Here is a 22,570-nt window from a genome sequence, read left to right on the forward strand (position 1 = left end):
TTTGCCACAGATTCGCGTTATTCAAAGTCGTATTATTCATAACGCAATGCCTCCGCGGGCTTGACGCGCGCCGCCCACCAGCTGGGATACAGCGTGGCCAGGAACGCCAGGCCCACGGCGGTGCCGCCGATCGCGGCGACGTCGGTCCAGCGCAGGTCGGACGGCACGGCGCTGATGAAGTAGATGTCCTTGGAGAGGAACTTCATGCCCAGCACCGTTTCGATGGCCGGCACGATCACGCCCACGTTCATCGCGATCAATACGCCGCCGGCCACGCCGAGCGCGGTGCCGATCACGCCCACCAGCGCGCCCTGCACCATGAAGATCTTCATGATCGAGCGCGGCGACGCGCCCAGCGTGCGCAGGATGGCGATGTCGGCCTGCTTGTCGGTGACCGTCATGACCAGCGTGGCTACCAGGTTGAACGCGGCCACGGCGATGATCAGCGTGAGGATGATGAACATCATGCGCTTCTGCGTCTGCACGGCGGCGAACCAGTTCACGTTGAGCTTCGACCAGTCGCGCACCAGCAGGTCGCCCGGCATCGACTGCTTGAGCTGGAAGGCCACCCGGGGCGCCTGGTCCATGTCCTCGATCTTCAGGCGCAGGCCGTACGGGCCCGCGAGGTTCAGCAGCTGCTGGCCGTCCGCCAGGTGGACGTACGCCAGCGAGGAATCGAATTCGTTGTGGCCGGCCTCGAAGATGCCGACCACGGTGAACGTGCGCATCGTGGGCGCGCCGCCGGCGATGCCGCCCTCGGTCAGCGCCATCGACACCCGGCCGCCCACTTTCACTTCCAGCGCCTTCGCCAGCTCGATGCCGAGCACGATGCCCTTTTCTCCGGCGCGCAGGCCCGCCAGGCTGCCCTGCTTGACCTGGCGCGGCACGTCGGAGACCTTGCCTTCTTCCTCGGGGAGGATGCCGCGCACGACGGCCGGGCGCAGCACGTCGCCGCCATGCGCCAGCAGCGCCTGCAGCTCCACGAACGGCGCCGCGCCCTTGACCTCGGGGTTGGCGAAGGCGTTGCGCGCGGTGGCGCGCCAGTCCTTCATCGGGCCGCCCATTTCGTAGATCTCGATGTGCCCCAGCACCGACAGCATCCGCGCCGTCACTTCCTTCTGGAAGCCGTTGTAGACCGACAGGACGATGATCAGCGCCGCCACGCCCAGGCCGATTCCCGCCATCGAGATCGCGGAAATGAACGAGATGAAGCTGTTGCGGCCGCTGCGCTTGCCGGCGCGCGTGTAGCGCAGGCCGACCAGCCATTCGAACGGCATCTTGTGCATGAAACTCATGTAAGGAAAAGGCCAATGGTGCAAAGACCGCAGTTTGCCATATAAACAGCATTGCCGGGCTTACTGCTGAGCACGCGGCACCGGCCGCGCGGCGCCGCGGGGACTTGCAATCGACTTGCAAGATATAATGACGCATGCCTTCCACGACCCTCGTTTTACCTTTCGGCCTGCCGCCCGCCGAAATGGCGCCGGACCTGATTCGCTCCCTGCAGGCCCCCGCCCTGGCGACTTTACTTTCTCGCAACAGCAAGCGCACGCACCACGGGTTCGAGCAGGATTCGCGGCTGCTGCCGCACGAGGCCTGGCTGGCCCATGCGCTCGCGCTGGCCGGTGATCCAGCCAATGCGCCGGCCGCGCCGTTCGCACCGGCCGTGATGCGCGGGCTGGGGCTGGCGCCCGATGGCGGCCACTGGTTCATTTTCCATCCCGTACACCTGGTGGTCGGCACGCACCTGATGATGCCGGACCTGCGCGGCCTGCGCATCGCCGACGCCGACTCGCGCGCGCTGTTCCAGGCGGCCCTGCCGTTGTTCGGGGAACTGGGCAAGACGCTGGTCTACGGCGACGCCCACACGTGGTTCCTGCGCGCGGACGACTGGGCGGACCTGGCGACGGCGTCGCCGGACGCGGCCACCGGCGACAACCTGCATGCGTGGCTGCCCGCCGGCGCCGCGGCGCGCGATTTCCGCCGCCTGCTCAACGAAGTGCAGATGCTGTGGCACACGCATCCGGTCAACGAGGGCCGCAAGCAGGCGGTGAACTCGTTCTGGCTGTGGGCCGGCGGCCCGGCGGCGCAGCCGCGGCCGGAAGCGGCGCTGGCCACGGCCGCCGCCCCTGCCTGGCTCAATGCGCTCGCCACGCCCGAACTGCGCGACGCCACGGCGGTCCAATGGCTGGCGTCGCGCGATCCGCGGCGCACCGCGCTGCTGGGCCACCTGGCCGGCGCCAGCCTGGCCGAAGACTGGTCGACCTGGCTGCAGCTGATGGGGCAGCTCGAAGACCAGTGGTTCGCGCCGCTGCTGGGCGCGCTGCGCGCGGGCCAGGTGGCCGACGTGCACCTGGTGCTGACCAATCGCCTCGGCTGGATCGAGAGCACGGCGACCAGGATGTCGCTGAACAAGTTCTGGCGCACCGAAAACCTGAAGAACCTGCTCACGCCCGCCCGAGCGGGCTGACGGATCAGGCAGACGAATCAAGCTGAAAATCAAGCTGAAGGACAAGTAGAACCCATGACCCGCATCGCCACCCGCCCCTGTCCGTTCCGCGAATCGGAAATGCTGCGCCAGGGAGGGATCCACCCCGTGCTGGCGCGCCTGTTCGCCGCCCGCGGGCTGACCGATCCGAAAGACCTGTCGTCCGAACTGTCGGCGCTGATCCTGCCTTCGGGCCTGCTGCACATCGATGCCGCGGCCGTGTTCCTGGCCGATGCCATCGCCGCGCAGAAGCGCATGGTGATCGTGGCCGACTACGACTGCGACGGCGCCACCGCCTGCGCCGTCGCGCTGCGCGGCCTGCGCGCGATGGGCGCGAATGTCGACTTCATCGTGCCCAACCGTTTCGAGTACGGCTATGGCCTCACGCCGGAGATCGTGGCGCTGACGGCGCGCGAAAAATCGCCGGACATCATCATCACCGTCGACAACGGCATCGCCAGCATCGATGGCGTGGAAGAGGCGAAGCGCCGCGGCATCGAAGTCGTGGTGACCGACCACCACCTGCCGGGCGACACGCTGCCCGATGCGCGCGTGATCGTCAACCCGAACCAGCCGGCGTGCGGCTTCCCGTCGAAGAACCTGGCCGGCGTGGGCGTGGTGTTCTACGTGCTGCTGGCGTTGCGCGCCGAACTGCGCCGGCGCGGCGTGTTCGACGCGCAGACCCAGCCCAAGCTCGACTCGCTGCTGGACCTGGTGGCGCTCGGCACGGTGGCCGACGTGGTGAAACTGGACACCAACAACCGCATCCTCGTGGCGCAGGGCCTGAAACGGATGCGCGCCGGCCGCATGCATGCCGGCGTGGCGGCGCTGTTCCGCGTGGCTGGCCGCCAGGCATGCAGCGCCACGCCGTTCGACCTGGGCTTTGCGCTCGGCCCGCGCCTGAACGCGGCCGGCCGCCTGGAAGACATGTCGCTGGGCATCGAATGCCTGGTCACGGACGATGAAGGCCGCGCCTGGCAACTGGCCCAGCAGCTCAACGAGATCAACCTGAAGCGCCGCGAGATCGAAGCCGAGATGCAGGACACGGCGCTGCTGCACCTGGACGATTTCCAGCCGTCGCACAGCTCCACCATCAGCGTGTTCGACGATACCTGGCACCAGGGGGTGATCGGCATCGTGGCCTCGCGGCTGAAGGAAAAGTTCTACCGGCCCACGATCACGTTCGCGCCGGCCGGCGACGGCTGGATCAAGGGTTCCGGCCGCTCGATCGCCGGCTTCCACATGCGCGATGCGCTCGACCTCGTGTCGAAACGGGCGCCGAGCCTGATCGACAAGTTCGGCGGCCACGCGATGGCGGCCGGGCTGTCGATCCGCGCCGATGCGTTCGACGCGTTTTCGCAGGCGTTCGAGGCGGTGGGCCAGGCGTGGCTGTCCGAGCACCAGCTCGAGCGCGTGATCGAGACGGACGGGCCGCTGGAAGATGCCTACTTCACCACGCAGTTCATCGAACTGATGGACGGCATCGTGTGGGGCCAGGGCTTCGCGCCCCCCGTGTTCTGCGACGAATTCCGCGTGATCAGCCAGCGCATCCTGAAGGACCGGCACCTGAAACTGCTGCTCGAACGCAATGGCGCGCGCTACGATGCGATCTGGTTCGGCCGCACGGATGCGCTGGGCGACCGTGCCCGCGTGGCCTTCCGGCTCGATGCGAACGAGTACAACGGCACCACGCGGGTGCAGCTGATGGTGGAGCACGCCGAGCCGGCATAGCCGGACCGCCTGCCGGAGCGGGGATGCGCGCATGCTGTCGCACCCGCTTGCAGGCACTCCGAAAACGGAGTATAAAGACTCCAGATATGGAGGCCCTATGCATTCGTCCCACGCCCATCCGCAGCCGTTTCCCTATGTTTACCCCAGGTCGCGCTATGAACCGGCCACCCCGGTCGACCTCAATGCCCGCGAAGAGCGGGAGCGCCTGTCCCAGTCGGCCCTGAAAGGGTTCTACAAGCTCGTTGCCGCCTGGAATCTGCGTGAGGAAGACGCCCGCGAACTGCTGGGCGGCCTGCCCAGCAGCACATTCTACGACTGGAAGCGCAATCCCGACCGCGTGCTCGAAGTCGACCGCATCACCCGCATTTCCTACCTTCTCGGCATCTACAAATCCCTGCACATCCTCTACGGCGACAAGCTCGCCGATGAATGGATCACCTTGCCCAACAAGAACGCCATCTTCAAAGGGAGCACGCCGCTGGCTTACATGCTGGCGGGCGGCCTGCTGGCGATGCAGACCGTGCGCAAGCTGGTCGATGCGCGCCGCGGGGGCCTGTAATTGCCGCCCGTGCCCGTGCCGGCCCTTCTCGTGCCGCCGTTCCGCGCGCTGCGGCAGTTCGATACCTGTCGCCTGATCCCCTCCCGCTTTGCCGATCTCGACGATTCGGTGCTGGCGCCGCTGGCCGACAGCGACGCCGAACTGGCCGACCTGTTCGACCTCGATAACGCCACCAACGCCCGCCTGCTCGCCGAGCACGGCGGCGCGCCCGGCATCGGCATCGACGAATTGCTGTTCCACGTACCGAACTTTCGCATCGTCAACGCCGCGTTCACGTACCCGCGCCCTGAAGGCAGCCGGTTCAACGATGGCGAACGGGGCGCCTGGTACTGCGCGTTCGATGCCGAGACGGCACTGGCCGAAGTGATTTTCCATAAGACGGTCGAGTACGCGGAGATCGGCCGCTTCGACGACAGTGTCAGCTACCAGGCGATGCTGGCCGATTTCACGGCCCCGTTCCACGATATTCGCGAGCAGCCCGAATTCGACGCCTGCCTGGCGCCCGACAGCTACGAAACCTCGCAACTGCTGGCCGAACGGCTGCTGGCCGCCGGCTCCACCGGCATCATCTACCCCAGCGTGCGGCACGCCAGCGGCACCAATCTCGCCTGCTTCCGGCCGGCGCTGGTCGGCAACGTTCGCAAAGGCCAGGTGTATCGGTTAACATGGCAGGGCAGCCCGACACCGGCTGTCGAACCCCGATCCATGTAGATATTGAACAGCAATGCAACTCAATCCTGATAAAGATACCGAACTGCGCCAGAAGGTCAACCGCGAGACCGCGCGCCTGCCGTGGAGCGAACTGACGCGCCACTTCGCCTCGGGCAACGTGGTGTGGATCGCGGACGAGCTCGATCTCGTGGAAGTGGCCGTGCGCATCGCCCACGACGACAAGGCCAGCGTGGGCCAGTGGATGGCCGCCGGCCAGATCGCCAAGGTTTCGGACCGGCAGGCGCAGGAATGGCTGGAAACCGATGCCTTGCTGTGGGCCAGCGTGGTGAGCCCGTTCATCCTCGTGCAGCAGCAGAAGAAACTGCACTGATACCGCAGCATTGACCCGGAGGGCGATCCCGATGCTGGCAGCACTCGATGCCCACCTGGCGGACGCCCGCCCCCGCCCGCTGCGGCCGGTCCACCGCCCGCTCGTCGAATTGCTCTACTTCGGCATCAAGGAAGCCCGGGCGTGCCTGTTTGCCGGCCTGTTTTTCCTGGCGATGTTCTGCGTGCCCCGCGCCGGGCTGTTCGGCATTCCCCGCTACGATGTGCTGCTGGCCGTGGCCCTGGGCATCCAGGCGTGGATGCTCGCCGCCCGCCTGGAAACGTGGGACGAAGTGAAAGCCGTCGGCCTGTTCCACGCGGTCGGCTTCGCGCTCGAAGTATTCAAGACGCACGTCGGCTCGTGGAGCTACCCGGACGCGGGCTACACCAAGCTGTTCGGCGTGCCGCTGTTCTCCGGCTTCATGTACGCGGCGATCGGCAGCTACATCATCCAGGCCTGGCGCCTGCTCGACCTGCGCATCCGCCACCATCCGCCGCACCCGATGGCGGCCGCGATCGCCGTCCTGATCTACGTGAATTTCTACACGCACCATTACATCGGCGACTACCGCTGGTACCTGGCCGCCTGCGCGCTGGGCCTGTATGCGCGCACCACGGTGATCTTCCGCCCGCTGGACCGCGACCGCCGCATGCCGCTGCTGCTGGGCTTCGTGCTGACCGGCTTCTTCATCTGGCTGGCCGAGAACCTCGGCACGCTGATGGGCGTGTGGCGCTACCCGAACCAGCTGGGCGCCTGGTCGGTCGTACACGTCAGCAAATGGAGCGCCTGGTCCCTGCTGGTGATCATGACGTTCACGATCGTGGCCAATCTGAAGCACGTGAAAGCGCGGGTGCACGTGCCGGCATAGCAGGATCCTGGACAGCCGCCTGTTCAGGGACAACGATTCAGAGGCAACGATTCACGGGCCGGCCTGGTGTTTCAGCGCATGCGCGGCCTCTTTCAGCAGTGCGTTGGCCTGCTCGCCATCGCCCCGGCGACGCGCCAGTTCCGCAAGCTGCTGCAGCGCGGCCGGATGGCCAAGGCCGGCGGCACGCTCGAGCCAGGCGCGCGCCGCCACCAGGTCGACGGCACCGCCCTCGCCTTCGGCCTGCAGGTTCGCCAGCACGAACATCGCCTCCGGGATGCCGCCCGACGCGGCCTGTTCGAGCCAGCGGCGGGCGGCGGCGCTGTCGGGGGCGGTGCCCTTGCCGTTGCGGACCATCAGCCCGGCCCGGTAGGCGGCATCGGCATCGCCTTCGCGGGCGGCGGCACTGAAAGCGGCCAGGGCCGGCGGCCAGCCCGACGCCGGGCCATGCAGCGCCAGCCGCGCCGCGGCCAGATCGGCGGCCAGGTCGGTCGCGAACGACGGCGCAGCGGCGAACAGGATGCCCGCCAGCGCGAACGCATGGCGCTTCATCGCGCCAGGTCGATCGCGTACAGCGCGAAACCCTTGCCGCCGCCGTCGTCGCCGCGCAGTTCGCGCACGTTCGCCAGCCCGGCCTCGCGCGCCAGCGCTTCCTTGCCCGGCGCGGCACGGAACACCACCGGCCCCTTCGTCGTCACCGGCGCGAAACGCCAGCTGCGGCTGGCGCCGTTGGCCGCGCGGGTCAGCTGCCCCTGCCTGCGGATGTATTCGATCAGCACATCGCGGTTGTTGTCCGGCGCGGCCACGACGGTGCTGCTGCCGTCCAGGCCCGGGAACGCCCCGCCGCCGCTGGCGCGGTAGTTATTGGTCGCGACGAGGAATTCCTGCGCGGGATCGAGCGCGGCGCCGCGGAACCGCAGGTTCCGGATCCGCTTGCCGGGTGGCTGCGTGATGTCGATCTCGTAGCGCAGCTCGTCGCTGGAGGGCACGTCGAAGTTATAGCCGGGGAAGCCGGCATTCACGAGTTCCTGCGGCTCCGCGCGCCGCGGATCGATCGTGTTGAAGCGCCCCGCCGCCTTTTCCAGCCACGCCTTCAGGCCGGCGCCGCTGACCTTCACGCCGTACAGCGCGTTCGGATACAGGTACAGGTCGGCGGCATTGTTCAGCGCGATGCCGCCGGCCTGCACGTCCGTGTAGTCGGTCACGCCGGCCGACCCCGTCTTGAACGGCGACGAAACGGACAACACTGGCAATTGCGCATAGTGCGGCAGGTTCGCCTTCACGTAATCGCGCAGGTAGGCCGCCTGCGCCTGGTTGACGACCTGGATCGCGCTGACGTCGCCCACGTCCGCGAAGTACGTGGACATGCGGAAAGCGGTCTTGCCGATCGCCGTTTTCACGTAACGGATCGTCGCCTCGTGCTCGGCCCGGACCAGCGGCGCGATGGCCGGGTCGCCTGGCACGATGTCGGGCCCGGCCTGGATCGGCCGTGCTTCGACCGCGGTGCGCGTCTTGTCGACCACCCAGGCCTTGCCGTTCCACGCCAGCGAAAGGCCGATCACGCCCAGGTGCTTGCCCCACAGGCCCGCCATCACGGTGGGCACGCCGTGCACCAGGCCTTTCGCCTTGTCCACGCCCGGCAGGTCGAACTGCGGCACGGCACTCGCCGCGTTCGGGAACACCTGGTGCGAATGGCCGATCAGCATCGCGTCGATGCCCGGCACCTGGGCAAGGTGCCAGCTGCCGTTCTCCATCGTCGGCGAGTAAGGGGCGGCATCGAGGCCGCCGTGCGAGATCGCCACCACGAGGTCGGCCCCCCTGGCGCGCATTTCCGGCACGTAGCGCTGCGCCGTTTCGCGCACGCCTTCCGTGGTGACCTTGCCTTCGAGCCAGCGCTTGTCCCATATGAGGATGGTCGGCGGCGTGAAACCGATGATGCCCACGCGCAGCGTCACCGGCACCTGCCGGCCATCCGGCGCGGTCGCGGTGATGCGCTTGTCGATGATCGCGTACGGCGCGAACAGGGGCCGGCCCGACTTCGCGCTGAGCACGTTCGCCAGCACCTGCGGGAACTTCGGCCCGGCGCACCGCTTTGCCGCGTCGACGCCTTCGACATCGAAGCGGCTGCCCGATACCTGGTTCAGGAAAGCGAGGCCGTAATTAAAATCGTGGTTGCCGATGCCGGTGCCGTCGTAGCCCAGCGCGTTGAACGCCTTGTACATCGCCAGCGTTTCGCCGCAATCGAGCGGCTGCACGACCGCCTGGTAGTCCGACAGCGCGGTACCCTGGATCGTGTCGCCGTTATCGAGCAGCACATTGTTCGGGAACTGGGCGCGGGCCCGCGCGATCAGCGTGGCGGTGCGTTCCAGGCCCAGCGACGGTTCGGGGGCGAGCTTGTAATAGTCGTAGCTGACGACATTGCCGTGCAGGTCGGTCGTTTCAAGCACGGCAAACGAGGCCTGCGTGCCGGCCGGGATAGCCTGGGGACGGGCGTGCGGATCAGCTTGAGAAACAGCTTGAGAATCAGCTTGAGAATCGGCGCCAGGCAACGCGGCGCAGCCGGCCAGCAATACCGGCAGGCAGATCAGGACTGGAGTTTTCATGAACGGGCAACGGGACGAAGACGCGCCATCATACGCAACACCCTGCCCTTCGGACAACACCTTGGAAGCCTGCAGGGGCAATGCATCGGGCCGATAGGCCGGTACGGCACACAGGGACCGCGGATGATCCTGGCGATTGTATTTTTAGTAATATCATGTCTCGATTGACCGGTTCCCGATATCGCCTTTCATCAGATACTGCAACCCGCAATGAAAATCCCCGATCGACTCAGCACAGCCGCCGGCCGCGCGGTGATCGCCGCCGTGCTGGCGGCGCTCGTCCCGCCCCACGGTACCGCGCGGGCGCAGGCCGTGCCGGTGGCGGTGAACCAGCCGGCCACGGTGTCGGCCCCGGTGGTGCCGGGCGCGACGGCGCTCGAGCTCCCGTTTGCCGTGGCCGGCGCCGACGGTGTGCGCATCGAGCTGATCGTGCCGGTCGACGGCGCCACGATGACACTGGTCGATCCGGCCGGCAACGTGGCCGTGGCACCCGGCGACCGGCGCGTGACATTCCGCCCCGGCGCGCGGAACACACCGCCGCTGCCGGGCGGCGTGTTCGAGGTCGCCGAACTGCCGGACCCGGCGGATGGCACATGGACGATCCGCCTGGTCTTCCCCGCCGCCGTGCAAAAAACCGTGGCGCTGGGCACGATCTTCGCGCGCTCGCGTTATGCGGTCGGCGTGACGGTGGAGCGCGACACGCTGCTCGTCGGCGAAGATGTGTCGCTGGGCCTGCTGGTGCTCGACGACGGCCAGCCGATCACCGGGCTGTTCCCGACCATCGCGGTCGCCGGCGGCGCGCCGCGGCGGGCTGCCGACGATGGCCGGGGCGGCGATGGCAAAGCCGGTGACGGCGTGTACAGCATCGATCACACGTTCACGGCGCCGGGCGGCTACACGGTAACCGGCAAGGTGCAGTTCGCCACGCCGAAAGGCACGATCCGCCGCACCGCGGCCGCGCAGGTGAAGGCCGTGGCGCCGCTGCTGGACAATGCCCGCATCGCACTCGCCACCCGGCAAGGAGCCGACGGCTGCGTGGCCGCGCTGCAGGTGGACTTCGACTTCAACGTGCGCAAGGCGGCACGCTATGCCACGCTGATCCGGCTGACGGCGCCGAACGGCAAGTCGATCGACGTGCGCAAGTCGGCCGACTTCGGCGTCGGCACCGGCACGGCCACGGCCGCATACAAGGCCGCCGACATCCGCCGCAGGCTGGGCGTGGACGGCCCCTACTCCGTGGCGCTGGTCGACGCGCTGGAACTGGGCGAGGACGCATTCACGCTGGCCTACCGCAAGCGCGCCGCGGGCACGTTCGACGCCAGCCTCGCGCAGCTGTGCGCCGATGCGATCGCGCGGCAGCCGCGATGACGTGCCGTCGCCATATGCCCGCCCGGGCTGCCGTCATCACGGCGATTTACTTCCTGCTCGCCATCGGCGCGGTCCGGGCGTTCGCGCTCGGGCTGCCCGGCTGGCTCGAAACGGCACTGTCGGCACTGGCGGCGCCGGCCGTCATCCTGCTGCTAGCGTGGAATCCACTGCTGGCGCCGTTGGGCCTTACCGCCGGGGAAGCGGTGGTCGCGCCCACCCTGCTGCCCTGCCTGGCAATCGTCGCCCTGTATGCGGCGGTGGTGTGGGCGGTGGCGCGCGCGCTGCAGCGTCGCGGACCGCCGAAATGACTCAATTCGATCGATTGCAAGGTAACTGAACAATCGAGAGCACCCCATGATAAGGTTATCGATAAGACACGGCCTGTTGCGGTTTGTCGACAAACAATATCAACCAATGGGGCAACACGATGATACTGAAACGAATCCTGGGCACCGCCGCCGCCGCAGCGACACTCCTGTGGACCTGCGCGGCGAACGCGACACTGTACAATTTCACCCTCGGTGGCGACTACTCGGCGACCTGGCAGCTCGACTCCCACAGGACCCCGGACCTGATCATTCCCGGCCTGGGCTTCACCTATGCCGACGTGGTCGGCACGTACGCGAACGCGGTCGGCGATCTGGCCGATGTCAGCTTCTTCCATGGCGGATTCGGCGGCGGCCTGAGCCTCGAGGATTATTACGGCGGCACGTACCTGGTGGTTACCGACGGCCCGCAGATCTACAGCGGTACCGAGGACAGCCCGGTATATGTCGCCGGCAGCTGGACCCTGAGTGAATACCAGAGCACGGGCAGCTATACGCTGACCGTCTCGGCAGTGCCGGAACCGGCAACGTACGGCATGCTGCTTGCCGGCGTGGGCCTGGTCGGCATCACGCTGCGCCGCCGGCGTTCCAGCTGATCCGGCTCGTCAATATCCGACCCGATCCGCGTAGCCGAAAATCCGCGTGCCGTAATCCCCGCCCCACTGGTACGTGTACCGGCTCTCGGCCCCGATCTTCATGATGTCGTACTGCTTGCCCACGCCGGGCGGACGATCGGTCGGCAGGCGGCCGCTGAAGAAGCCCCTGTCGGTGGCCAGGTCATAGAAGCGGTACCAGGCGGTGACGCCGGGCCGGTGGACGAAGGGATTCGCACACGCCGGCCGCGTGGCGGCGGGATCGAATGCCGTGTCTTTCATCTGCACCGCACCGCGCCGGTACCATGCGATGCCGGACCTGGCCGCGCCGGCCACCGCCGGCGTCTGCGGCCGGCTCATCAGGAATGCGATGATCAACACGGATTCCTGGCCGCTTTTCGATGGCAATTCGTACGACCGCCCCGTTGCGGGCGCGTAGGTGACCGGATCGTGCTGGGCGCACCAGACCGTCTTGACGCCATCCTGCACGATCTGGGCTTTCAGGATGAAGTCGACCGCCCTGTCGATCGCCGCATGCATGCGTTCGCGCTGCGCCGTCGTGAAAAAATCGCCGGCGAACGGTGCTTTTCGACCGGCAGCGTCGTCGAGCAGTTTCAGCACGCGGATCATCGCGTTGTCGTTGAAGGTAACCAGGTTCGAGTACAGGGTGCCGGTGCGCGCCGGATACACCTGGGGAAAACCACCCGACGGGTACTGCATCGCCAGCAGGAATTCGAGCGCCTTGCGGGCGCTGTAGCGATAGGCCGGGTTGCCGCTGCGGCCGTAGACGTCGGCCAGCACCAGGATCTCGGCCACGGTGGCGCCATTGTCGATGGTGCCCAGCTCCACGCCGTCCGCACCCGACCAGCCGGAGCGCGGCGCCACGCCGTCCCACTTCGCCTGGTACCATGCGGGCATCTTGTAGAAGCCGCCATGCGGCATCTGCCAGGAAACGATGTTGTCCGCCAGTGCCTTGTCGTCGTCGAGCGCGGCAGCCGGGTCGCGGTTGCGGCTGAGCCAGCGCTTGTACGAATCGAGCGCCGTGCCGATCGGGTTGCGCTGCTGCGAAAGCATCGGGGCCGGCGGTTCCACGGCCGGCAAGGCGGTACAGCCGGCGGTCGCCAGAGCCAGTGTGGACAACGTGATGAGGCAATCTCTTCTCTGCATGGGCATCCCGGGGTGGTCGAACCCATTCGAACGGGTTACAGCGATTCTAGTTAATCGTTTAACTCGCGTAAATACGCGAACCGCGCGTGGGCCTGGCCGGCCGGTCGATTGGGAAATTTCGCAAGCGCGGTTGTTGATTCTGGTGGCGCTGTCATCCCTAAATCGGTGAACCAATCGAACCAGGCACTGTCTTACTCCTTGTTGAGATAACTCATGCAAACGAGGAGCGACCATGGACCCCGCTGGCTTTGTCGGACTGTTTCAAGCACTTACTCAAGAGCCGTTAAGCGATCAACAGGTAGTCAACCTGCAGGAGTGGCTCACTGTGTTGTCGTCGCATGCCGATTGCCTCGGCCTCATCGCACAGGCGGCCGGCCAATATCCTTGTCCGCATTGCGGATGCCCGCGGCATCACCGCTGCGGCCAGGCCAATGGCCTGCAACGGTATCGCTGCATGGGATGCAACCGCAGCTACAACGCACTGACTGGCACGCCGCTGGCACGGTTGCGGCATCGCGACAAATGGCTGTCGTATCTGCAGTGCCTGCTCGACTCGCGCACCGTGCGCGACGCCGCCCGGCACGTCGCCGTGGCCCGCTCGACGAGCTTCAGATGGCGTCACCGTTTTATCGCCGGGGTGCGCCGCGAGCGCCCTGCGCAGTTGTCAGGCGTCGTCGAAGCAGATGAGACCTATCTGCTGGAATTGCAAAAGGGTTCACGGCAGTTGAACCGCCCTGCGCGGCGGCGCGGCGGCAAGGCGGCACGCCCTGGCATCAGCCGCGAACTGGACTGCATCCTCGTGGCCCGCGACCGCGGCAGGACGACACACGAATTCGTTACCGGCCGCGGGCCCGTCAGTGCCAGACAGTTGGCGCTGCACCTATTGCCTGTATTGAGTCGTGACGTGCTGCTGATCAGTGACGGCGCAAGGGCCTATGGGGCATTCGCCCGAGCGGCCCATGTCACACACGAAGCCATCAACGTACGGGCCGGTATCTGCGCCCGGCGTGCGATCCACCTGAACAACGTCAACGGCTGGCACAGCCGCTTCAAGACCTGGTTGCGCCGCTTTCACGGCGTGGCGAGCCGCTATCTGGCCAACTACACCGGCTGGCAACGCGTGCTCGATGCTGCCGAACGAACCCTGCCGGCTCATTGGCTGCGAGCCAGTGTCGCCGAAAACGGTCGCTAGAGACCAGCCTGCCAGAAAAGTTCCGTGCCTCGATGCATTGCATAGTTACCGCGAACAGCGCCATTCTGGTAGTGGCGGTGGGTCCAGCCCGGTTCGGCGGCCGGCAGCGATTCGCCATGGGCCTCGTAGGGTATAATCCGAGGTTTGATCGCCCTCAATAGAGACAGAAAAATTATGGAAGCAGAACGCATCAATTCCCTCGCCGCCCAGCTCGCTGACCTGACGGCCCGCGAGAACGAACTTCGGAGGTATCTTTGACTTCGATGTGAAGTCGGAGAAACTGGAACAACTGAACGCCGAACTCGAAGACGCAGCGGTCTGGAACGACCCTAAAAAAGCCCAGGACATGGGCCGCGAAAAGAAAGCCCTCGAAGCCATCGTCGACACGCTGACGAAGGCGCGGAGCGACCTGGGCGACATGGCCGAGCTGTTCGAGATGGGCAAGGAAGAAGCCGACGACGAGACGCTCGAATCGGTCATCGCCGACACCGCCGAAATCGCCAAGGTCATCGAAGGCCTGGAATTCCGCCGGATGTTCAACAACCCGATGGACCCGAACAACTGCTTCGTCGACATCCAGGCCGGTGCCGGCGGTACCGAGGCCCAGGACTGGGCGTCGATGCTGCTGCGCCAGTACGTGCGCTATTGCGAACGCAAGGGCTTCAAGGTCGAGGTGATGGAACAGTCCGACGGCGAGGTGGCCGGCATCAAGACCGCCACGCTGAAGGTCGAGGGCGACTACGCCTACGGCCACCTGCGCACCGAAACCGGCGTGCACCGCCTGGTGCGCAAGTCGCCGTTCGACAGCGCCAACGGCCGCCACACGTCGTTCACGTCGCTGTTCGTCTACCCCGAGGTGGACGACTCGATCGAGATCGAGATCAACCCGGCCGACCTGCGCATCGACACGTACCGCGCTTCCGGTGCCGGCGGCCAGCACATCAACAAGACCGACTCCGCGGTGCGCCTGACGCACGCGCCGTCCGGCATTGTCGTGCAGTGCCAGAACGACCGCTCGCAGCACCGCAACAAGGCCGAGGCAATGGAAATGCTGAAAGCCAAGCTGTACGAAGCCGAGCTGCGCAAGCGCATGAGCGAGCAGCAGAAGCTCGAGGATTCGAAGACCGACGTGGGCTGGGGCCACCAGATCCGTTCCTACGTGCTGGACCAGTCGCGCATCAAGGACCTGCGGACCGGCTTCGAGACGGGCGCCACGAAGAACGTGCTGGACGGCGACCTGGACGATTTCATCGCCGCTTCCCTCAAGCAGGGTGTCTGACCGATGACGAGCCCGAATCCCCGCGCCTTCATCTTCGACATGGATGGCACGATCGTCGACAACATGGCGTTCCACACGAAGTCGTGGGTCGCCTTCTTCGAGCGGCGCGGCCACGAGATCGACCCGGACGATTTCTTCCGGGCGACCGCCGGCCGCCAGGGCCATGAAATCATGCGCACCTACCTCGGCAGCGAGCTGACGAACGAAGCCACGGCACTGCTCGACGCCGAGAAGGAAGAGCTGTACCGCGAGCTGTATGCGCCGCACCTGGAAACGGTGGCCGGCTTCGACCAGTTCATCGAAACCGCGCAGGAGCAGGATGTGCGCCTGGCCGTGGCCACGGCCGCGCCGCCGGCCAACATCGTGTTCACGCTCGATGGCCTCGACCTGCGCCGCCACTTCGACGCGGTCGTCGGCGCCGGCGACGTGGCCCGCGGCAAGCCGAATCCGGACGTGTTCCTGCTTGCGGCCGAGCGCTGCGGCACCGCGCCCGAGCACTGCATCGTGTTCGAGGATGCGCCGCTGGGCGTGGAAGCGGCGCGCCGCGCCGGCATGCGCGCCGTGGTGCTGACCACCACGCTGCCGGCCGAGGCGTTCGCCGAATTCGACAACGTGATCTGCGTCGCACGCGACTTCTCCGAGCTCGACATCGAAGCGCTGTTCGCCGGCCGTCCCGCTGCCACCAACAACATTCAACAAGCACAGTAATCATGACGATCGAAAACCAAGCGGAAACCCAGGACCAGGTACCGGGCCAGGACGACAACAAGATCATCGCCGAGCGCCGCGCCAAGCTCGCCGCGATCCGCGAACAGGGCATCGCCTTCCCGAACGACTTCCGCCCCGAGCACAAGGCGGCCGACCTGGCCGAGCGGTATGCCGGCAAGACGCGCGAGGAACTGGAAGCCGAACCGGTGGCCGTGGTGCTGGCCGGCCGCATGATGCTCAAGCGCGAAGCCGGCAAGAAGGCCGCGTTCGCGACGCTGCAGGATTCATCCGGCAAGGCCTGCGACGGCCGCATCCAGATCTACGCGACGCTGGACGCGACGGGCGAAGCGGCGATGGAAGCGCTGCGCACCTACGACCTGGGCGACATCCTGGGCGTGAAAGGCACGCTGTTCAAGACCAAGACCGATGAACTGACCATCAAGGTCTCCGAGCTGCGCCTGATCACCAAGTCGCTGCGCCCGCTGCCGGACAAGTTCCACGGCCTGGCCGACCAGGAAACCAAGTACCGCCAGCGCTACGTGGACCTGATCATGAACGAGGACACGCGCCGCACGTTCAAGGCCCGCACCGCCGCCATCTCGTCGATCCGCCGCTTCATGCAGGACAACGAGTTCATGGAAGTGGAAACGCCGATGCTGCACACCATCCCTGGCGGCGCGGCGGCGAAACCGTTCATCACGCACCACAACGCGCTGGACATGCAGATGTTCCTGCGCATCGCGCCGGAGCTGTACCTGAAGCGCCTGGTCGTGGGCGGCTTCGACCGCGTGTTCGAGATCAACCGCAACTTCCGCAACGAGGGCGTGTCGATCCGTCACAATCCCGAGTTCACGATGATGGAGTTCTACGCGGCGTACACGGACTACCAGTGGATCATGAACTTCACCGAAGCCGTGATCCGCCAGGCCGCCACCGACGCGCATGGCTCGGCCGTGCTGACCTACGGCGGCCGCGAGCTGGACCTGTCGAAGCCGTTCCACCGCCTGACGATCGTCGGTGCGATCAACAAGTTCGCGCCGCATTACACGAACGAGCAGCTGGACGATGCCGAGTTCATCAAGGCCGAACTGAAGAAGTTCGGCGTGAAGCCGCACGCGCACTCGGGCCTGGGCGCGCTGCAGCTGGCGCTGTTCGAGGAAACCGCCGAGGCGCAGCTGTGGGAGCCGACGTTCATCATCGATTACCCGGAAGAAGTGTCGCCGCTGGCGCGCGCATCGGACACCCGCAAGGGCATCACCGAGCGCTTCGAGCTGTTCATGGTGGGCCGCGAAATCGCCAACGGCTTCTCCGAGCTGAACGACGCGGAAGACCAGTCGGCCCGTTTCCTGGCCCAGGTAGCCGCCAAGGAAGCCGGCGACGATGAAGCGATGTTCTACGACGCCGACTACATCCGCGCGCTGGAATACGGCATGCCACCGGCCGGCGGCTGCGGCATCGGCATCGACCGCCTGATCATGCTGCTCACCGACTCGCCGAACATCCGCGACGTGCTGCTGTTCCCGCATCTGCGCAAGGAAGACTGAGCGGCTACTTCGCCTTCTCTGAAAAAAAGCGCGGTTTACACCGCGCTTTTTTTGCTTAGGGCCGAGCTCGTATCACATCGGTGCCAGGCACCGGGATGCCATGGACGGGCTCGTGTCACATTGGTGCCAGGCACCGGGCTGCCATTAGGCACCGGGCTGCCATTACCTTGAAAACCATTCCCCTCCCTATCGATTTTCACAATGATTGTGAAAACGTTTTCAGTTATTCTCCTGTCAGCTCGATAACAGGCAATAACAGGAGACCGGAAGTGACGAACCAATCGCGCCGCGGCGCATTCAAGACTCTTCTCGCAGGCGCCGGCGCGGTTGCCCTGCCCGCGGCACCGGGACCGGCGCTGGCCCAGTCGGCCCCGACACCGCGGACCGCCGCGGCGTCGACCTCGGCCCGCGGCATCGAAGGCCGGCGCAAGGCCGACCTGGGCGATGGCACGTACATCAACCCGATCATCTCGGGCGACCATCCGGACCCCACGATCCTGAAGGATGGCGAGAATTACTACATGACGTTCTCGTCGTTCTTTTCCTATCCCGGCATCGTGATCTGGCATTCGACGGACCTGGTGAACTGGGCGCCCGTCGGCCCGGCGTTGAAAAAACCGCTGGGCACGATCTGGGCGCTGGACCTGTGCAAGCACGACGGCCGCTACTTCATCTATATTCCGGCGGCCCCGGACGGCAATACCTGGTCGATCTACGCGATCTGGGCCGACCGCATCGAGGGGCCGTGGAGCGATCCGGTCGACCTGAAGATCGCGGGCTGCATCGATCCCGGCCACATCGTGGGCGAGGACGGCCGGCGCTACCTGTTCGTCAACGGCATCCGCAAGATCCGGCTCGCCGACGACGGCCTGGCCACGGACGGCAAGCTGGAAGACGCCTACAAGCCGTGGCGTTATCCGGAAGACTGGGTAACGGAAAACTTCGCGCCGGAAGGCCCGAAACTGCTGCGCCACGGCGGCTGGTTCTATCTCGTGACCGCGGTGGGCGGCACCGCCGGTCCCGTGACCGGCCACATGGTCATCGCGGCGCGTTCGAAGTCGGTCCACGGCCCGTGGGAGCACTGCCCGCACAACCCGCTGGTGCGTACCGTCAGCACCACCGAGCCATGGTGGTCGCGCGGCCACGCCACGCCCGTCGAAGGCCCGGCCGGCGACTGGTGGCTGGTGTACCACGGCTACGAAAATGGCTACCGCACGCTGGGCCGGCAGACGCTGCTCGAACCGATGGAGTGGACGGCCGACGGCTGGTTCCGGGCCAAAGGGGGCGATCTGTCGAAGCCGTTGCCGAAGCCGCGCGGCAAGGACGGGCGGCCGATCAAGGCGGGCCCGAACGGCCAGCCCTTGTCCGACGATTTCACGCGCGACCGGTTCGGGGTGCAGTGGAGCTTCCACGATCCGGCGCCGGACGAAATGCGCCGCGTGCAGTATGTGGGACCCGGCCTGCGGATCGCCGGCAAGGGTTCCTCGCCGGCCGACAGCGCGCCGCTGACCTGCGGCGTGGGGGACCGTTCATACCAGGCGGAACTGGCCCTCGAACTGGAAGGCGATGCGGAGGCCGGCCTGCTGCTGTTCTATAACCACAAGGCGTTCGTCGGCGTCGGCTTCACGCCTGGTTCGATCAAGACGTTCGAGTATGCCGAGGAGCAGCCGTGGATGCGCATCAAGCGCACCACGAAGAGCGTGCGCGTGCGCCTGACCAACATCGAGAACGTGGTCACGTTCCACTACTCGTACGATGGTGGAAGGAGCTGGCTGCTGCACGGCCTGCGGATGGAAGTCTCGGGAATCCACCACAATGTGTTCGGTGGATTCCTGAGTCTCAAGGTGGGGATCTACAGCGCGGGCAAGGGTTTTGTCACGCTGCGCGACTTCAGTTATCACGCGCTGTAGCGGATACCGGTGCCGGCTGCAGCGGTTTCGGCACCATCCACCGGCTTCGGCGCTGAAAACCGGTCGGTCCGCCGCAGCGGTCCGACGTCATGGGCGCCGCCGGTGCTGTTTGAAGATGCCGGCCTTTAAATCACCACGCGATAGCAAGGCACATACGCCTTGCCCGGCAACTTCATCCGGCTCTGCGCCACGAACGATGCCAGCAGCCGGTCCATCGGTTCCATGATCGTCGCGTCGCCGTGGATCTCGAAGTTGCCGTGCGCTTCGATGGCGCGGATGCCGTCGGCCTTCACGTTGCCGGCCACCACGCCGGAGAACGCGCGCCGCAGGTGCGCCGCCAGCGCGTGCACCGGCTGGTTCTTGTGCAGCTTCAGGTTGCGCATGTTCTCGTGCGTGGGCGCGAAGGGGCGCTGGAATTCCTCGTCGATGTGCAATGCCCAGTTGAAGTAGTAGGCGTCGCTGCGGGCCTTGCGGTACTCGCGCACCTGCTTGATCCCTTCCTGCATCTCGCGCGCCACCGATTCCGGGTCGTCCACGATGATCTTGTAGCGCTGCTGGGCCGCTTCGCCGAGCGTGAGGCCGATGAATTCGTTGATCTGCGCGAAGTAGTCGCGCGACGAAGCGGGCCCCGTGAAGATCAGCGGGAATGGAATTTCCGCGTTGTCCGGGTGCAGCAGGATGCCGAGGATGTACAGGATTTCTTCCGCCGTGCCGGCGCCGCCCGGGAACACGATGATGCCGTGGCCGGTGCGCACGAACGCTTCCAGGCGCTTTTCGATATCCGGCATGATCACCAGGTCGTTGACGATCGGGTTCGGCGACTCGGCGGCGATGATGCCGGGTTCCGTGATGCCCAGGTAGCGGCCGTTGGTGAAACGCTGCTTGGCGTGGCCGATCGTGGCGCCCTTCATCGGGCCCTTCATCGCGCCAGGGCCGCAGCCGGTGCAGATATCGAGCGCGCGCAGGCCGAGCTGGTAGCCCACTTCCTTCGAATAATTGTATTCGGCGCGGTTGATCGAATGGCCGCCCCAGCACACCACGAGATTCGGGTTGGTCTGCGGCCGCAGCACGTTCGCGTTGCGCAGGATGTGGAACACCGCATCGGTGATGCCTTCCGTGCTGGCCAGGTCGAACTTGGGGTTGTCCGTCACTTCGTTGCTGACGAAGACGATATCGCGCAGCACCGCGAACAGGTGTTCGTGGATCCCCTTGATCATCTTGCCGTCGACGAAGGCGATGGCCGGCGCGCCCTTGATCTCGAGCTTGATGCCGCGCTCGCGCTGCAGGATATTGATATCGAACGACTGGTAGCGGTCCAGCAGTTCCTTGCCGTCGTCGATGGTGCTGCCGCAATTGAGCACGGCCAGCGCGCATTGGCGGAAGGTCTTGTACAGTCCCCCCTTGCCGCTATCGAGCAGCTTCACCACTTCCGCTTTCGACAGTACTTCGAGTTTGCCTTCCGGAGAAATCAGTGTATCGACAAAGCCTTGTTCCATGATGCGACCATCCTTTAATTAATTATTCCGTAGTGCCCCCGTACGCCTGCCAATATACGACATCGGCGCGATACGGGTAATGCAATCTTTACAAACGGACCACATTGGTGCGTCGCACCACATGAATCGGTCGACAATTTGCAGGGGTACATTACAATGGCGACTTTTTTTCCAGGAGATGCCGCATGAGCGGATCAAGCAAGGCAGTTGACACGGCCATCCCCGAATTCAAGCAGATATTAGGGCATCCCGCTCCGCTCTGGATGCTCTTCATGACCGAATTCTGGGAGCGCTTCGCGTTCTACGGCATTCGCTGGGCACTGGTGCTGTACATCGTGGCGCAGTTCCACGGCGGCGCCTCGTCCGGGGAAGCCGACGCGAACCTCACCTACGGTTCCTACCTCGCGCTGGTGTATGCCGCGGCGCTGTTCGGCGGCTACGTGGCCGACCGTGTGCTCGGTTACCAGCGTTCGATCCTCGTCGGCGCCACGTTCATGGCCGCCGGCCTGTTCATGATCGCGCTGCCCGACCCCACGCTGTTCAAGGTCGGCCTGGCCACGATCATCACCGGTAACGGCCTGTTCAAGCCGAATATCTCGACGATGGTCGGCAAGCTGTACTCGGTCGCCGACTCGCGGCGCGACAGCGGCTTCACGATCTTCTACATGGGCATCAACGCCGGCGCGTTCATCGCCCCGATCCTCACGCAATACCTGGCCCAGTACGTATTCAATACCGGCGACACGCCGGCGTACAAGGTGGTGTTCATCGCGTCCGGCATCGGCATGCTGGTCTCGCTGGTGTGGTTCTACATCGGCCGCGCCCAGCTCAAGGGCATCGGCATGCCCGAGCCGCAGGCGCAAGGCGTGGCCCGCGTGGTATACGTGGTGCTCGGCGCGCTGCTCGTGATCCCCGTCGTCTACGCGCTGCTGGCCGTGGGCGCGCAGCAGCTGCAGGGCGTGCTGACCGTGCTGTTCATCCTGCTGGCGGTGATGCTGCTGGTCGAGGGCTACCGCAACGGCCCGGTCGCGCGCGATAAAGTATGGGCGATGATGATCATCTTCGCGTTCAACATCCTGTTCTGGATGTTCTTCGAGCAGGCCGGCAGTTCGTTCACGTTCCTGGCCGAGAACATCGTCAACCGCACCTTCGGCGACTGGACCTTCCCGACCGCGTGGTTCCAGAGCGTGAACTCGATCGCCATCATCACCTGCGCGCCGATCATCGCGGCGATCTGGATCTTCAGCGCCCGGCGCAACGTCGAGCCGTCCATTCCGCGCAAGTTCGGCCTCGGCCTGATCTTCAACGGCCTGGCGTTCCTGCTGCTGGTGTTCGCGCTGCAGACGATGGTCGTCGACGGCAAGATCCCGTTCTGGACGCTGTTCATGGTCTACGTGATCCAGTCCATCGGCGAGCTGTGCCTGTCGCCGATCGGCCTGTCGATGGTGACGAAACTGGCGCCGACCCGCCTGGTGGGCCTGGGCATGGGCGGCTGGTTCCTGTCGACCGGCATCGGCAACAACCTGTCCGGCATCTTCGCCTCGCACGTGTCCGGCGAGTCGGGCATGTCGGTGGCGTCGGCGCTGTCGGGCTACAACTTCGGCTTCTGGTCGCTGGTCATCGGCGGCGCCATCCTGTTCCTGCTGGCACCGCTGATCCAGAAACTGATGCACGGCGTGAAGTGATCGCGCTGTACGCGTGA

At 65.8% G+C, this 22,570-nt stretch carries 20 protein-coding genes; 15 read left to right on the forward strand and 5 right to left on the reverse strand.

Going from position 1 to position 22,570, the window contains the following annotated elements:
- Positions 1 to 32: 32 nt before the first annotated feature.
- On the reverse strand, positions 33 to 1,295 hold the full coding sequence (locus GJV26_RS28945; RefSeq protein ID WP_155712011.1) for a lipoprotein-releasing ABC transporter permease subunit: 1,263 nt from the start codon (positions 1,293 to 1,295) through the stop codon (positions 33 to 35).
- Positions 1,296 to 1,429: 134 nt separating this feature from the next.
- Here GJV26_RS28945 and GJV26_RS28950 point away from each other — a divergent pair, with 134 nt between their 5' ends.
- The 6 genes from GJV26_RS28950 (at position 1,430) to GJV26_RS28975 (ending at position 6,685) form a co-directional block, all read left to right on the forward strand.
- The gene (locus GJV26_RS28950) at positions 1,430 to 2,470 is read left to right on the forward strand and encodes a hypothetical protein (protein ID WP_155712012.1); all 1,041 of its coding nucleotides are present in this window, start codon (positions 1,430 to 1,432) and stop codon (positions 2,468 to 2,470) included.
- A gap of 54 nt (positions 2,471 to 2,524) precedes the next feature.
- Positions 2,525 to 4,219 carry a single-stranded-DNA-specific exonuclease RecJ gene (gene recJ / locus GJV26_RS28955; protein ID WP_155712013.1) on the forward strand — a complete coding sequence of 565 codons (1,695 nt, stop codon included), beginning with the start codon at positions 2,525 to 2,527 and terminating at the stop codon, positions 4,217 to 4,219.
- A gap of 97 nt (positions 4,220 to 4,316) precedes the next feature.
- Positions 4,317 to 4,778, forward strand: coding sequence for an antitoxin Xre-like helix-turn-helix domain-containing protein (locus GJV26_RS28960; RefSeq protein WP_155712014.1), 462 nt, complete (start codon positions 4,317 to 4,319; stop codon positions 4,776 to 4,778).
- A 15-nt stretch (positions 4,779 to 4,793) separates the two neighbouring features.
- The gene (locus GJV26_RS28965) at positions 4,794 to 5,489 is read left to right on the forward strand and encodes an RES family NAD+ phosphorylase (protein WP_189441784.1); all 696 of its coding nucleotides are present in this window, start codon (positions 4,794 to 4,796) and stop codon (positions 5,487 to 5,489) included.
- 13 nt (positions 5,490 to 5,502) lie between these two features.
- Positions 5,503 to 5,820 carry a DUF2288 domain-containing protein gene (locus tag GJV26_RS28970; protein WP_155712016.1) on the forward strand — a complete coding sequence of 106 codons (318 nt, stop codon included), beginning with the start codon at positions 5,503 to 5,505 and terminating at the stop codon, positions 5,818 to 5,820.
- A gap of 31 nt (positions 5,821 to 5,851) precedes the next feature.
- The gene (locus GJV26_RS28975) at positions 5,852 to 6,685 is read left to right on the forward strand and encodes a DUF817 domain-containing protein (protein WP_155712017.1); all 834 of its coding nucleotides are present in this window, start codon (positions 5,852 to 5,854) and stop codon (positions 6,683 to 6,685) included.
- Between the two features lie 51 nt (positions 6,686 to 6,736).
- Here the strand turns inward: GJV26_RS28975 and GJV26_RS28980 are convergent, their stop codons facing one another.
- Both GJV26_RS28980 and GJV26_RS28985 read right to left on the reverse strand, forming a co-directional pair.
- Positions 6,737 to 7,234 carry a tetratricopeptide repeat protein gene (locus tag GJV26_RS28980; protein ID WP_155712018.1) on the reverse strand — a complete coding sequence of 166 codons (498 nt, stop codon included), beginning with the start codon at positions 7,232 to 7,234 and terminating at the stop codon, positions 6,737 to 6,739.
- A complete protein-coding gene (locus GJV26_RS28985; RefSeq protein WP_155712019.1) occupies positions 7,231 to 9,285 on the reverse strand; it encodes a bifunctional 2',3'-cyclic-nucleotide 2'-phosphodiesterase/3'-nucleotidase in 2,055 nt (684 codons plus the stop codon). The genes GJV26_RS28980 and GJV26_RS28985 overlap by 4 nt, the downstream gene beginning before the upstream one ends.
- A gap of 210 nt (positions 9,286 to 9,495) precedes the next feature.
- On the opposite strand from GJV26_RS28985, the gene GJV26_RS28990 reads away from it, so the two are divergent.
- The 3 genes from GJV26_RS28990 to GJV26_RS29000 all read left to right on the forward strand — a co-directional run bounded on the left by GJV26_RS28990 (position 9,496) and on the right by GJV26_RS29000 (position 11,575).
- On the forward strand, positions 9,496 to 10,653 hold the full coding sequence (locus GJV26_RS28990) for a choice-of-anchor X domain-containing protein (protein WP_155712020.1): 1,158 nt from the start codon (positions 9,496 to 9,498) through the stop codon (positions 10,651 to 10,653).
- Between the two features lie 14 nt (positions 10,654 to 10,667).
- A complete protein-coding gene (locus GJV26_RS28995; protein WP_155712021.1) occupies positions 10,668 to 10,961 on the forward strand; it encodes a hypothetical protein in 294 nt (97 codons plus the stop codon).
- A gap of 119 nt (positions 10,962 to 11,080) precedes the next feature.
- The gene (locus GJV26_RS29000) at positions 11,081 to 11,575 is read left to right on the forward strand and encodes a PEPxxWA-CTERM sorting domain-containing protein (protein WP_155712022.1); all 495 of its coding nucleotides are present in this window, start codon (positions 11,081 to 11,083) and stop codon (positions 11,573 to 11,575) included.
- A gap of 9 nt (positions 11,576 to 11,584) precedes the next feature.
- Here the strand turns inward: GJV26_RS29000 and pelA are convergent, their stop codons facing one another.
- Positions 11,585 to 12,712: a pectate lyase gene (gene pelA / locus GJV26_RS29005; protein ID WP_216643181.1), complete on the reverse strand. Its 1,128-nt coding sequence runs from the start codon at positions 12,710 to 12,712 to the stop codon at positions 11,585 to 11,587.
- A gap of 259 nt (positions 12,713 to 12,971) precedes the next feature.
- Here pelA and GJV26_RS29010 point away from each other — a divergent pair, with 259 nt between their 5' ends.
- The 5 genes from GJV26_RS29010 to GJV26_RS29030 all read left to right on the forward strand — a co-directional run bounded on the left by GJV26_RS29010 (position 12,972) and on the right by GJV26_RS29030 (position 19,372).
- Complete coding sequence (locus tag GJV26_RS29010; RefSeq protein WP_155712024.1) at positions 12,972 to 13,931, forward strand: IS1595 family transposase; 960 nt, start codon at positions 12,972 to 12,974, stop codon at positions 13,929 to 13,931.
- A 174-nt stretch (positions 13,932 to 14,105) separates the two neighbouring features.
- A protein-coding gene (gene prfB / locus GJV26_RS29015) for a peptide chain release factor 2 (RefSeq protein ID WP_155712025.1) occupies positions 14,106 to 15,210 on the forward strand; the annotation gives its coding sequence in 2 pieces (ribosomal slippage) (positions 14,106 to 14,186 and positions 14,188 to 15,210; 1,104 coding nt in all).
- Between the two features lie 3 nt (positions 15,211 to 15,213).
- Complete coding sequence (locus tag GJV26_RS29020) at positions 15,214 to 15,918, forward strand: HAD family hydrolase (RefSeq protein ID WP_155712026.1); 705 nt, start codon at positions 15,214 to 15,216, stop codon at positions 15,916 to 15,918.
- Between the two features lie 2 nt (positions 15,919 to 15,920).
- Positions 15,921 to 17,462, forward strand: coding sequence for a lysine--tRNA ligase (lysS, locus tag GJV26_RS29025; RefSeq protein WP_155712027.1), 1,542 nt, complete (start codon positions 15,921 to 15,923; stop codon positions 17,460 to 17,462).
- A 269-nt stretch (positions 17,463 to 17,731) separates the two neighbouring features.
- Entirely contained in the window at positions 17,732 to 19,372 is a 1,641-nt protein-coding gene (locus GJV26_RS29030) for a family 43 glycosylhydrolase (RefSeq protein ID WP_189441785.1), read from the forward strand.
- A gap of 125 nt (positions 19,373 to 19,497) precedes the next feature.
- Here GJV26_RS29030 and ppnN read toward each other — a convergent pair whose 3' ends face one another.
- Entirely contained in the window at positions 19,498 to 20,868 is a 1,371-nt protein-coding gene (ppnN, locus tag GJV26_RS29035) for a nucleotide 5'-monophosphate nucleosidase PpnN (protein WP_155712029.1), read from the reverse strand.
- A 185-nt stretch (positions 20,869 to 21,053) separates the two neighbouring features.
- Between ppnN and GJV26_RS29040 the strand changes: the two genes are divergently transcribed.
- Positions 21,054 to 22,553 (forward strand): peptide MFS transporter, encoded by a 1,500-nt coding sequence (locus GJV26_RS29040; protein WP_155712030.1) that lies wholly within the window; start codon positions 21,054 to 21,056, stop codon positions 22,551 to 22,553.
- Positions 22,554 to 22,570: the final 17 nt, after the last annotated feature.

The sequence above is a fragment of the Pseudoduganella dura genome (genome assembly GCF_009727155.1).
In the GTDB taxonomy this organism is placed as follows: domain Bacteria; phylum Pseudomonadota; class Gammaproteobacteria; order Burkholderiales; family Burkholderiaceae_D; genus Rugamonas; species Rugamonas dura.